The sequence below is a fragment of the Aeromicrobium sp. genome, assembly GCF_049586495.1.
Lineage (GTDB): Bacteria > Actinomycetota > Actinomycetes > Propionibacteriales > Nocardioidaceae > Aeromicrobium.
Window position 1 is genome coordinate 14,960 of record NZ_JBAVCB010000126.1, and the last position, 12,136, is coordinate 27,095.

At 67.1% G+C, this 12,136-nt stretch carries 11 protein-coding genes; 7 read left to right on the forward strand and 4 right to left on the reverse strand.

Annotated features, from left to right (window positions below):
- The first annotated feature begins 19 nt into the window (after nt 1-19).
- Both WB508_RS06715 and WB508_RS06720 read left to right on the forward strand, forming a co-directional pair.
- A complete protein-coding gene (locus tag WB508_RS06715) occupies nt 20-1,468 on the forward strand; it encodes an LCP family protein (protein ID WP_423844109.1) in 1,449 nt (482 codons plus the stop codon).
- Nucleotides 1,469-1,558: 90 nt separating this feature from the next.
- Complete coding sequence (locus tag WB508_RS06720) at nt 1,559-3,001, forward strand: LCP family protein (RefSeq protein ID WP_423844110.1); 1,443 nt, start codon at nt 1,559-1,561, stop codon at nt 2,999-3,001.
- 17 nt (nt 3,002-3,018) lie between these two features.
- Here WB508_RS06720 and WB508_RS06725 read toward each other — a convergent pair whose 3' ends face one another.
- From WB508_RS06725 to WB508_RS06735, 3 genes are all read right to left on the reverse strand, one after another.
- Nucleotides 3,019-3,783, reverse strand: a complete 765-nt coding sequence (locus tag WB508_RS06725; RefSeq protein WP_423844111.1) for an ABC transporter ATP-binding protein — start codon at nt 3,781-3,783, stop codon at nt 3,019-3,021.
- Nucleotides 3,767-4,624, reverse strand: a complete 858-nt coding sequence (locus tag WB508_RS06730; RefSeq protein ID WP_423844112.1) for an ABC transporter permease — start codon at nt 4,622-4,624, stop codon at nt 3,767-3,769. Before WB508_RS06730 ends, WB508_RS06725 begins: the two co-directional genes overlap by 17 nt.
- Before the next feature lie 84 nt (nt 4,625-4,708).
- Nucleotides 4,709-5,374, reverse strand: coding sequence for a TIGR03089 family protein (locus WB508_RS06735; protein ID WP_423844113.1), 666 nt, complete (start codon nt 5,372-5,374; stop codon nt 4,709-4,711).
- A gap of 94 nt (nt 5,375-5,468) precedes the next feature.
- Between WB508_RS06735 and WB508_RS06740 the strand changes: the two genes are divergently transcribed.
- From WB508_RS06740 to WB508_RS06750, 3 genes are read left to right on the forward strand one after another with little or no spacing between them, the layout of a single operon-like run.
- Nucleotides 5,469-5,723: a WhiB family transcriptional regulator gene (locus WB508_RS06740; RefSeq protein ID WP_423844114.1), complete on the forward strand. Its 255-nt coding sequence runs from the start codon at nt 5,469-5,471 to the stop codon at nt 5,721-5,723.
- Nucleotides 5,724-5,767: 44 nt separating this feature from the next.
- Nucleotides 5,768-8,560 (forward strand): glycosyltransferase, encoded by a 2,793-nt coding sequence (locus tag WB508_RS06745; RefSeq protein WP_423844115.1) that lies wholly within the window; start codon nt 5,768-5,770, stop codon nt 8,558-8,560.
- A 38-nt stretch (nt 8,561-8,598) separates the two neighbouring features.
- Nucleotides 8,599-9,939 (forward strand): DUF5719 family protein, encoded by a 1,341-nt coding sequence (locus tag WB508_RS06750; RefSeq protein WP_423844116.1) that lies wholly within the window; start codon nt 8,599-8,601, stop codon nt 9,937-9,939.
- On the opposite strand, the gene WB508_RS06755 is transcribed toward WB508_RS06750, so the two are convergent.
- Nucleotides 9,936-10,388, reverse strand: a complete 453-nt coding sequence (locus WB508_RS06755; protein WP_423844117.1) for a metallopeptidase family protein — start codon at nt 10,386-10,388, stop codon at nt 9,936-9,938. The genes WB508_RS06750 and WB508_RS06755 overlap by 4 nt on opposite strands.
- Nucleotides 10,389-10,436: 48 nt before the next feature.
- Between WB508_RS06755 and WB508_RS06760 the strand changes: the two genes are divergently transcribed.
- Complete coding sequence (locus WB508_RS06760; RefSeq protein WP_423844118.1) at nt 10,437-10,769, forward strand: DUF3499 domain-containing protein; 333 nt, start codon at nt 10,437-10,439, stop codon at nt 10,767-10,769.
- The gene (locus WB508_RS06765; protein WP_423844119.1) at nt 10,766-12,130 is read left to right on the forward strand and encodes a phosphomannomutase/phosphoglucomutase; all 1,365 of its coding nucleotides are present in this window, start codon (nt 10,766-10,768) and stop codon (nt 12,128-12,130) included. Before WB508_RS06760 ends, WB508_RS06765 begins: the two co-directional genes overlap by 4 nt.
- The last annotated feature ends 6 nt before the right edge of the window (nt 12,131-12,136 follow it).

The following is a 12,136-nucleotide window of genomic DNA, read 5'->3' on the forward strand; positions in this document are numbered from 1 at the left end:
TCCCCACTGTGAGGGCACCATGACCGACGTTCGAGCGAGTGTGCTGGGCGGTTCCTACGAACGGCCTGCAGACGCCTCGGCCCGCATCCAGTTCCGTCGCGGCCTCACCCTGACCGTGATGACGGTCCTCATGCCCGGATCTGCCCAGCTCGTGACGGGCAATCGCACCGTGGGCCGGATCGCCGTACGCATCTGGCTCGGGGTCCTTGCCCTCGGAGGTCTGCTGCTGCTGATCTCGATGACGTCGCGTCGGGGCATGTTCGCGCTGGCCACCAACACCACTCTGCTGCACCTCGGTGCCTGGCTGCTGATCGCTGGAGCTGCGGCCTGGGTCGCGCTGCTGGTCGACGCCTGGCGGCTCGCGCAGCCGCGGCGCATGGAGCGCAACCATCGGCTCTGGATGACTGGGCTGAACTCCGCGCTGTGCTTCGCCATGGCCGGCAGCATGTTGTTCGCGGCTCATCTGATCAACACCAGCAGCTCGGTCATCGGCACCGTGTTTGCCTCGGACAGCGTCTCGGGTCCGTCCGATGGCAGGTACAACGTGTTGTTGCTCGGCGGCGACTCAGGAGTTGGGCGCAATGGCGTGCGACCCGACTCCCTGACGGTCGCGAGCATCGACCACGACACTGGCCGCACCGTGCTGATCGGCCTGCCGCGCAATCTGGAGGATGTCCCCTTCCCGCGGGGTTCGGTCATGGACACCGAATTTCCCGATGGCTTCGCCTGTGCCGATGCCTGCTATCTGAACGCCATCAACACCTGGGCCAACGACCACGCCGACAAGTTTCCCGCCGACTACGGAGATCAGCCCGGCATCCGCGTCACGATGGAGGCGATCGAGCAGATCACCGGGCTAAAGATCAACTACTACGCCCTGGTCAACATGCACGGCTTCAGCAAGCTCATCAACGCCGTCGGCGGAGTCACGATGAATGTGCGACAGCGGACCGCCATCGGTGGGATCGGCTCACCGATCCGCGGCTACATCGAGCCGGGTGAGCAGCAGCTGACGGGCAGCCAGGCGCTGTGGTACGCCCGGTCCCGCGTCGAGAACAACGACTTCTCCCGCATGGGCCGTCAGAAGTGCGTCATGACCGCGATGCTGCAGCAGCTCAATCCCAAGTCGGTGCTGTTGAACGCGGAGAAGATCGCCGACTCCAGCAAGGCGTTGCTGACCACAGACATCCCGCAACAGGATCTCGGGATCTTCATGGACCTGGCACTCAAGGCGAAGAACGAGAAGATCTCATCGGTGTCATTGGTGCCGCCGGTGATCTACACCGGCAACCCGGACTACAAGAAGGTCCGCCGTCTGGTGTCCAAGGCGATCGACAAGGCCGAAGGAAAGTCGCCCACCAAGCCGAAGAGCGGCCTGCTGGCGGCCACCTTGTCGGTCCCCAAGATCGATGCCGACAAGGACCCCATGAAAGCGAACCAGAGTGCAGACCTCTCCGCCGCCTGCTGACGTTCCAAACCGTTCACGATGGTTCAAGTAGGTCGGGGACGAATTGTCAGTGATAATGGTCTGTCCCTGATCACCTGAACCCAGGACGTCATGTCTCACCGCGCCAGTGTGTTGGCACGCGGCTACGAGGACCGCCACCTCGATTCGCCACGCGTGCGTTTCCGGCGCGCCCTCGTGCTGGGTCTCGCGACCCTGGTCCTCCCCGGATCGGCGCAGGTGGCCGTCGGCAAGAAGTCGGTGGGCTACGTCGCGCTGCTGGTCTGGTTGAGCGTTCTCAGCGGCATCGGCTACCTCGCGTACCGGTCCCGCGATGACAGGGCGGGGGTCATCGATGTGTTGACCAACCCCGACACCTTGTTGTTCCTGCGGGTGGGTCTGATCGTGCTCGCCGTCGGATGGATGGCGTTGTTCGTCGACGCCTGGCGCATCGCCCGACCGCGCGGGCTGACCTGGCCGCGCGCCGCGCTGGTCGCGGTGGTGAACGTCGCGATCCTCGGAAGCGTCGCGGGGTCGGCCGCCTATGCCTCGCAGCTGCTGGACGTGTCGCGCACCAGCATCCAACAAGTGTTCTCGGAGAACTTTCCCACCTCGGTGCCGCTGGAGGGCCGCTACAACATCTTGCTGGTCGGGTCGGACTCCGGGGCCGAGCGCACCGGAATCCGCCCGGACTCGCTGACTGTCGCCAGCATTGACACCACCACGGGTCGCACCGTGCTGATCTCGATGCCACGCAATCTGCAGAACGTGCCGTTCCGGGAGGACTCGCCGATGCGCACGGTGTACCCCTATGGCTACAACTGCGGCCCCGAGTGCCTGCTGAACGCGGTGCACACGGCTGCGCAGGACCGCGCGGATCTCTACCCGGACAGCGAGGACCCCGGCCTCGACGCCACGATCGATGCGGTCGAGGGCGTCACCGACCTCACGATCAACTACTACATGATGGTCAACCTCAAAGGCTTCCGCACCCTGATCAACGAGCTCGGGGGCGTGGAGATTGACGTCAAGACCCGGATCGCGATGTTCGGCAAGGACGATGCCTACAAGCAGACCTACATCGAACCCGGCCTGCAGAAGCTGGATGGCCAGCGAGCGCTGTGGTACGCGCGCAGCAGGGTCCAGTCCGACGACTACACCCGCATGGGGCGACAGAAGTGCCTGATGGCGGCGATGCTCGAACAGCTCGACCCCACGTCGGCCGTGACCAACGCGATCGGCATCGCCAGGTCGGGCAGCGAGCTGTTCAGCGGCAACATGCCGCGTGCCGAGCTGGGCAAGTTCGCGGACCTGGCGTTGCGCTCGCGCAACGAGAAGATCATCACGGTGTCCATCGTGCCCCCTGAGGTCGACGTGACCAATCCGGACTTTCCCGCCATCCATGACGCGATCCAGAAGGCCATCACGCGGTCCGAGAAGGCAACGAGCGCCACGTCGACTCCGACTCCGACACCAACCGCGACGACGACGCCGGGCTTCGACGAGATCACCCAACGGTCAGCCAACAACGCCGACGATCTCCGCTCGGCCTGCTAGCAGCAGGCAGGCAGAACCTACTTCTTGGTCTTCTGAGCTTCCTCGTAGGCCGCGACGACCGTGTCAGCGGGCCCATCCATCATCACGTTGCCTTGGTCGATCCAGATGGCACGTGAGCAGGTGTCGAGGATCGAGCGCATCGAGTGACTGACCAAGAAGACGGTGCCCGCGTTGTCGCGGATCTCACGGATGCGGGCTTCGCTGCGATCGCGGAAGTTGCGGTCGCCGACCGCCAGCGCCTCGTCGACGATGAGAATCTCGTGAGTGCGGGCCGTGGCGATCGCAAACTTCAGACGAGCCGTCATGCCCGAGGAGTAAGTGCGCATCGGGAGCTCGATGAAGTCGCGAATTCCGGAGAAGTCGACGATCTCGTCGTAGCGATCGTCAACCTCGTCGCGGCTCAGCCCGAGGGCCAGACCGCCGAGGATCACGTTGCGCTCTCCAGAGAGATCTTTGATGAGCGCTGCGCCGACGCCGAGCATGCTGGGTCGAGCGGTGGCATAGATCGAACCCTGAGACGTGGGCGTGAGGCCCACGATGGCACGCATCAGAGTGGACTTGCCCGAACCGTTCGTGCCGATGACGCCGATGCTGTCGTTTTCGTAAGCCGTGAACGACACGCCCTTGAGTGCGTGCACGGAGCGTGTCTTGCGGGTGCGCTGCAGCAGGCGACGTCCCGCGTCGGCCCCGGTGGCGCGCTTCCCGGTGGCGAGCACCCTGTACTCGACGTGGACGTCATCAACGATGACGACGGGCTTGCGGGCGTCAGTCAGTTCGGCCATACCGCTCCTCGGCAGCCCAGAAGTACAGGACGCCCACGATCAGCATCGCGAAGGACCAGATCGTGGCATACACCCAGTACTCGCCAGGGATGGTGTAGTCGGGGCCATCGAGCAAGATGGCGCGACCGAGAGTCAGGAATTCGTGGATCGGCTGCACGTCGGCGATCTTGCGCACGATCGAATCGGCGCCGAACCGCTGCTGCACGCTGAAGAAGATGCCCGAGGTGTAGAAGAAGAATCGCGCCACGAAGGGCAACAGCTGGGTCAGGTCGCGGAAATGGACGGTGAGGCGGGCCGTGATCATCGTGAGTCCGGTGTTGAACACCGTGAACAGCAGCGTGAGGGGGATCAACAGGAGCCATTGGACCGACGGGTAGTGGCCGTAGGCCATCACCGTGATCAGCATGATCAACAGCATCGGAATGAACTGGATCAGGCGCTGGCCCACCAGTGCCAAGGGCAGCGACATCCGCGGGAAGCTGAGGCTCTGCACCAGTGCTGCATTGGACGTGATCGACTTCGCCCCCGTGGTGAAGCACGAGGAGAAGTACTCGAACATCATCACGCCGATGACCAGGAACGGGATGAAGTCATCGATGCCCCGGCGAGTCTGCAGCAGAAATCCGAACACCAGTCCGTACACGCCGGCGTTCATCAACGGTTTGAGGACGACCCATCCCATGCCGAGCCGATTGCGCCCATTCTCGGCCTCGAGGCGGAACTTGGCCAGCGCGACGATGAACTCTCGTCGTTGCCAGACCTGGGCCAGATAGGCCATCAGCGGCGGTCGGCCGCCCACGCGGTGAAGGCCCGCGCGCGCCGCATCGTCGGCGATGGTCATTCGTGTCCCTACTGTTCGCCTGACATGTCACCCTGGCCTGGCTCGGGGTCGTCGTCCGAGGGCAGCACGAGTGTAGTCGATCGATCAGGCCGTGACCGCGCCCTCCTGCGCTGCGATGCGGGAGAGCTCGTCGACGCCAGCCGAGGCGACCACCACGATCGAACCTCCCCCCGCCATGGCGGACACGATCAGCCGCGCGTCGCGGGTCGTGGAGCCGGGCTCGACCAGCAGGCGACTCGGCTCGGGAGGGGACTCCCGGGCGAGGTCGGCGTGGGTCCACCGTGTGCCGGCGAGATCCAGTGCCAAGCCATCGGCGGTGGGCGGGTCGAAGGGCTCGAAGTGGTCGCCGTGCCCCGGCACCTCGAGTGCGAGATCGAGGAACCCGGTCGGCGGCGTCGCGAACGGCCCGCCCAACGGGCGGAGGGAGGCGGCCAGCTTCACCGGTTCGTGAGCCAGCAGATCGGGGCCGCTCACCCCGATCTCGGCGTCGTGGTCGGTCACGACGGCTCCGACGTTCCATGCCGCCAACAACCACACGAACGACAACCAGTGGGTCGGCAGCCCGATGCGGATGCGGGTGCCCGGTCCGGCGTCGAGATCATCGACCAGCAGGTTCGAGGTCTTGGCCACCCAGTTGGCTGTCGTGGTCCCGCTCAGCTCGATCCGCTCACCGGTGTGCTGGTCGTAGTAGGTGAGGAGGGGGGCAGCGGGATTCGAGATCGCTGGCAACAGGCGGTCGAGGGGGGTCATGCGGCCCACCCTAGGGTGAGCCGACACGCCGTCGCTTTGACCAATCCGGCCATTTCGCTTGACTTGTGCGTCCGACAGGCGTGTAATTCCAAACATGTCATTCGATTTGGGTCTGCCGCTGGAGTCCGACGAGGAACTCATGTGGCAAGAGCGTGCGTTGTGTGCACAAACGGACCCCGAGGCGTTCTTTCCTGAAAAGGGCGGATCAACGCGCGAGGCCAAGCGGGTCTGCACGACCTGCGACGTCCGCGGAGAGTGTCTCGAGTATGCGCTGGCTCACGATGAGCGGTTCGGCATCTGGGGCGGCCTGTCCGAGCGTGAGCGTCGCAAGCTGAAGAAGCGCGCCTGACGGCATCTGTGTGGCCTCGGTCAATTGACTTGTAGGCTCCACAGGTGAGTGAGTCTGCGCCGGTGAGCCTCTGGCTCGACGATCCGCCGACCGTCGGCGCAGTGCTGGTCACCCACAACGGCGCCACGTGGCTGCCCAAGGTCCTGGCCTCGCTCTCTGCGATGTCTCACGCCCCAGACGTGTGGCGTGCCGTGGACGTGGCGTCGGCCGACGGCAGCGCTGAGCTGGTCCGTGATTCTTTCGGCGCCGACCGCGTCGTCCGCGCTCCGAGGGGGACTGGCTTCGGCGACGCTGTCCGCCTCGGGCTCGAAGCGATGCCGCGCACCGACTGGATCTGGTTGCTGCACGACGACAGCTCGGTGCTTCCGGGCACGTTGTCGGGACTGCTCGACATCGCGACGTCCGCACCCGACATCGCGATCGTCGGTCCCAAGATTCGCGAATGGCCGTCCCTTCGCCGCTTGCTCGAGGTGGGCCTGACCATCACGGGGACCGGTGGACGCGAAACCGGTCTTGAGGCTGGTGAGCCTGATGCTGGGCAGCACGATCGGCCGCGCACCGTGCTGGCCGTCAACACCGCCGGCATGCTGATCCGTCGTGACGTCTGGGATGAGCTCGACGGCCTCGATCGCCAGCTGCCGCTGTACTTCGACGACATCGACATCGGATGGCGCGCGGCGCGCGCGGGGTACCGCACCATGACAGCGCCGTCAGCCGTCATCTTCCACGCGGAGGCCTCCACGCATGGCGTGCGCCGTGCCATGTCCGGCGACCGGCCCCTGTGGGAGCGACGCCGTGCCGGGCTGTTCGTCCAGCTGGCCAACACGGGTCGAGTCATGTTCGTGTGGCAGTACGTGCGGTTGTTGTGTGGTTCGGTGATCCGCGTTCTCGGCTTGCTGATCGCCAAGGACCCCGAGGCCGCTGGCGACGAGCTGCTGGCTGTGCGCTCGGTCTACGCCCACCCGTTGCGGCTGCTGCGTGCGCGCAAGGCCCGCCTGCGCACGGCCCGTCGCACCAACCGGGCCGTGGGCGGACTGTTCGCGCCCGCGTGGCTGCCATACCAGCACGGATTCGATGCGGCGCGGGAGGCATTTGTCGCCATCGTCAACCCCGAGACCATCGAGACGGTCGGCCGTCGCTCGTCGCTGGAGCACACGCCCGACCATGTCGAGGATCTCGACGAAGGCCCTCCGCTCCTGCAGCGTCGCCCGTGGCTCGTCACGATCATCGCGCTGTCGGTCCTGTCCTTGGTGGCCTCACGCACGTTGCTGGGTGGCATCTTCGGAGGAGGCCTGTCCGGGGGTGCTCTGCTGCGGGCGCCTGACACGGCCGGTGGATGGTGGTCCTTGCTGATCGGCGGCGATCGCGGTGTCGGCTTCGCGGCCGATGCGTGGGGGCCGCTGTTCGCCTTGCCCCTCGCGGTGGTGGCGACGCCGATCTGGTTCCGTCCCGACCTGGTTGTCACTGCGGTGTTGATCTTCGCCGTCCCTCTCGCAGGCGTGGCAGCCCACCGCCTGGGCCGGCGGCTCAGCCCGCACCGCGGGCACCGCATCGTGTGGGCGCTCACCTACGCAGCAGCCGTCGCCGCAGTGGGTGCCGTCCCCCAAGGCCGCTTCGGCACCGTCGTCGCGTTGATCGTGACGCCGATCGTCGTGAACCTCGGCCTGCAGCTGGCCGAGCTGCCGCGATGGCAGACGGCCCTGCGCCTGGGCATCTGGATCGCGCTCGGCGCGGCCTTCGCGCCGGTTCTGCTGCCCATGGCGCTGCTCGGTCTTGCGTTGCTGTGGTTCCTCGAGGGCCGTTGGGTCAGCCATCAGCTGGTGGTGGCGGTCCTCACTCCGCTGGTGCTGCTCGGACCGTGGCTGATCGATCGCGCCGCGGTGCCATGGCGCTGGTGGTGGGAGGCCGGACGCCCGCTGCCGGGCACGGAGTCCCTGCTCGACATCGTCGCTGGCCGCGCTGGCGGACTGCAGGCTCCGTGGTGGCTCAGCGTGCCCGTCCTCGTGCTGGCTGTCGTGGCCCTCGTGCCACGTCACACCCGGGCCTCGGTCTCCGTGGCGTGGAGATGTGGCCTGATCGCGCTGGCCGTGGCCCTGCTGGGTCACGTCGTGTCGTTCGAGGCGTCAGCCGGCCGAGTCGACCTGGCGCCGTGGGTGGCGGTGCCCAGCGTGATCTGGCTGGCCGCTCTCGCCACGGCGGCGCTGATGGCAGCGCCCGCGCTGCAAAGGATTGACCGGCGCGTGGCCATCGCGGCACTGGCTGCGGCCGCCGTGATGCCACTCGGGGTTGGTGGCTGGTGGCTGGCTGGTGGCGTCGATGGACCCGTTGATCCGAGCTCGGACCTGGCGGTGCCGGCCTTCCTTGCCGATCGACCCGGCCTGACCTTGATCATCACCGGCAGCACGACCGACGGCGTCACCTATCGCACGGTCGCCGGGCCCGGTCCCTTCCTGGGCCAGGAAGCTTTCGAGCCCAGCGCGTCCGCGTCGAAGGATGTCACCGAAGCCGTGCAGCACCTGCTCGGTCGGGGCACAGACGCCGACATCACGACCTTGGCTGCGGCCGGTGTCGACGCCATCTACGCACCCGAGGTCGAGGCAGAACTGGCGCGCCGCATCGATTCCGTGCCGCGGCTCGAGCAGTCCGGCAGTGACGATCCACGATCCCGAGTGTGGACGCTGAGCTCTGAGCCCACGCTTCGGGACGGACGGGTGCCCGCATGGCGGCGTGTCGTCGCGGGTGGTCTGGTGATCGTGTGGGTCATGGCGGTGCTGCTCACCACGCCGGTGCGCCGTCGCCGCGCGGACGTGGTCGATGCGAAGGAGATGGCCTCATGAGGAGTCGACGGCGGGCGCATCGTTCGTGGAGAGCTGCGATGCTCCCACTGGCCGCTGCCGGCGCCGTGGCAGCGGTGTCCTGGGTGCCGACCGACTCTGCGGAGTCGACCCTGCCCCGCCTGGTCGATGTGGTCCAGACCTCCTACGCGTGCCCCGCCGCATCGTCGATCACCAACGCCATCGGGCAGGTGCGGGCAGGTGAGGAGCGATTGGTGCAGCTGTCGCCCGACGGCACCTCGAGCACCGAGCTGGCAGACCCGCAGGCCTGGTCCACCGCAGCAATCGATGCCGCTGCCCTCATCGTGACCGAGACGGGCCGCAACGTCGGAGCGAGCGGATTCTTCGCCAGCATCTCGTCGGCGAAGGGCGGCGGTGGGCTGGTGGTCGGACCGTGCCCCGGCGTGGTCGACGACGCGTGGTTCCTGGGCGCGGGCTCTGGCAAGCGGCACTTCTCCACGCTCCTGCTGACCAACCTTTCCTCGACCCCGGCTGTGGCCGACATCAAGCTGTGGGGCCCCGACGGTCCCGTCGATGCCGTTGACGCCACCGGAATCACGGTCGATCCGTACGCGGTTCGCCGCGTGCCCCTGGCTGATCTGGCGGCCGGTGAGTCGGCACTGGCCATCGAAGTCGTGCGCACCCGAGGATCGATGTCGGCGGCGCTCAAGGACAGCTTCACGTCCACCTTCGCGGGCACCGAGCCGATTGGCGCCACCCGGGCACCGAGCCGCGACCAGTACGTCGGGGGGGTCGTCGGGGGTGCTCGCGGCAAGACTCTGCTGCTGCTCAATCCCGGCGAGAGCACGGCGCGCGTCGACGTCGAGGTCGTCGCCGAAGGCGGCACCTTCGCGGGGCAGGATCTGCAGGGCATCAAGGTCGATCCGGGTCAGTACCGCGAAGTGCGTGTCCCCACCGCCGTCGGCGCGGGACCGCAGGCCTTTCATGTCGTGAGCGACCAGCCGATGGCGGCGTCGGTCCGCATCAGCTCCACGACCAAGGACTTCTCCATTGCCGAGGGAACTGAACCTCTCGACGGGGAGGCCATCGTTCCGGTCGCCATCGGCAGGGGCATCGCCGCGCCCCGGTTGATCGTGTCGGCGCCGCGCCGGGCGGCGTCGGTCGACGTCGAGATCTTCGACGCCTCGATGTCCTCGTTGGGGTCGTCCTCGATCGACATCAACGGCGGCACCACGGTGCAGGTCAAGACGATCGACGCACAGGAGCCGTATGCCGACGACGCGGCTTATGTCGTGGTCCGAGCCAGCGGCGACGTGATCGCCGCAGCGCAGTACGCCAAGGGCGATGGCGTGAGCTCGCTGGCCCTACGAGCCGCACCTGTCAAGATGTCGGCCCCGGCGGTACGTCGAGCCGACGGCTAGCGGGGGTCGAGGTCGTCCGGGTTGACCTGCCACACGGACGCGAGCTGCTCCAGCAGCACGGCCCAGGTCATCTCCTCCAGATCGCGTCGTGATCCACATCGCTGCACGATCGGCAGGCGGAACACCACGACCCGGGTGGTGCCATCAACGTGCGTCACGACGCTGGCTGGAACTTCGTCGGCCCACTCCGGCGGAAGCCTGGGCGCCTCCTCGACCACGACCTCGACGGGATCGGGCTCAGCACGAAAGGCCGGTCCGAGCGCGGTGACGACGGCCCTGACCACGGCATCGAACTGCTCGCGAGGAGACTGCTGGGACCGGATGCCGTGCGGCGTCAGGGGGCCGGGCAAGGCGACCGGACCCCGGCGACCGCGACCGCGGCGATCGCGCATCCGACCGGTGCGTGGGCCGGTGACGACCCCGTTCCATCGCCCCGTTTCGCCATCCATGCGGTGAGCCTACTGCCGCGCGGTCACGTCTTGGTCTACCCTCACCACGTGGGTGAGGCGAGACGGTGCACGCGATCGGGGTGCTCCCAGCGAGCGGTGGCGACGTTGACGTATGTCTACGCCGACCAGACCGCTGTGCTCGGTCCGCTGGCCACCTACGCCGAACCGCACACCTACGACCTCTGCGGCGATCACACGCAGCGCATGTCGGCACCCCAGGGGTGGAACGTCCTGCGCCTGGCACCAGATCCCGCGGCAGCCGAACCCACCCACGACGATCTGCTGGCTCTGGCCGACGCGGTGCGGGAGGCCGGCCGCACCGCGCCTCTCGTGCCGACCGGTGAACGACCCATGCTGCGCGTGGTTCGAGGGGATGGATGATCAGTCCCCGGCTGTCGGAGATCGTCAAGGCCTACGACGTGCGAGGGCTTTCGCCCGAACAGCTTGATCCTCGGGTCGCGCGAGCCCTGGGTGAGGCATTCGCCGACGAGGTCGGGGTCAGCGGCACTGGCTCGGTCGTCATCGGCCACGACATGCGATCCACGTCGCCGGGGCTCGTGGCGGCGTTCTCCGACGGGGTGCGCTCCCGCGGCGCCGACGTCATCGAGATCGGTCTGGCGTCCACCGACCTGCTCTACTTCATGTCCGGCGATCTGGACGTGCCGGGCGTCATGATCACGGCCAGTCACAATCCTGCCGAGTACAACGGCATCAAGCTGTGCCGGGCCGGCGCCAAGCCGATCGGCTTCGACACCGGGCTGTCAGCCATCGCGGTCGCCGCCTCCAAGCTGCTCGAGCGCGTCGCCCCGGACCCTCCCGTGCTCGGCGCCATCGAGTCACGCGACGGGCTGTCCCGGTATGCGGAGTACCTGCACCAGATCGTGCCAATCCGAGCCGGTCGACGGCTGTCGGTCGTGGCGGATGCCGGCAACGGCATGGCGGGCCACACCGTGCCCTCGGTGTTCGCGAGCCTCGACGTCGATCTGGATCCGATGTACTTCGAGCTTGACGGCACCTTCCCGCATCACGACGCCAATCCGCTCGATCACTCCACGTTGGTCGACCTGCAGAGCCGCGTGCTCTCCACCGGCGCCGACCTCGGACTGGCCTTCGACGGTGACGCGGATCGCTGCTTCGTGGTCGACGAGCTCGGCCAGGTGGTGTCGCCCTCGGCAATCACCGGACTGATCGCCGCGCGAGCCCTCGCCGACCACCCAGGCGCCACCATCTTGCACAACGTCATCTGTTCGCGCGCCGTCTCCGAGGTCGTGGCAGAGCATGGCGGTACTGCGGTGCGCACGCCGGTGGGACACTCCCTGATCAAGGCCGAGATGGCGCGCACCGGCGCCGTGTTCGGCGGCGAGCACTCCGGGCACTTCTACTTCAAGGACTTCTTCCTCGCCGACTCCGGCATGATCGCCGCCCTGCACGTCATGGCCGCCCTGTGTGAGACCGACGGGACCATTAGCGAGATGATGGCTGCGTACGACCGATATCCGGCGTCGGGCGAGATCAACAGCACGGTGCACGACGCGGTCGGAACCCTGGCGAAGCTGGCCGACCACTATCGAGCGCGGCCGATCGATCGCCTCGACGGGCTCACCGTCACAGCGGACACGTGGTGGTTCAACGTCCGCTCGTCCAACACCGAACCCCTGTTGCGCCTCAACGTGGAGGCCGACGACCAGCCCACGATGGAACGCGTCCGCGATGAGGTTCTCGGCTTGATCCGCGGTGACTAGGATGAA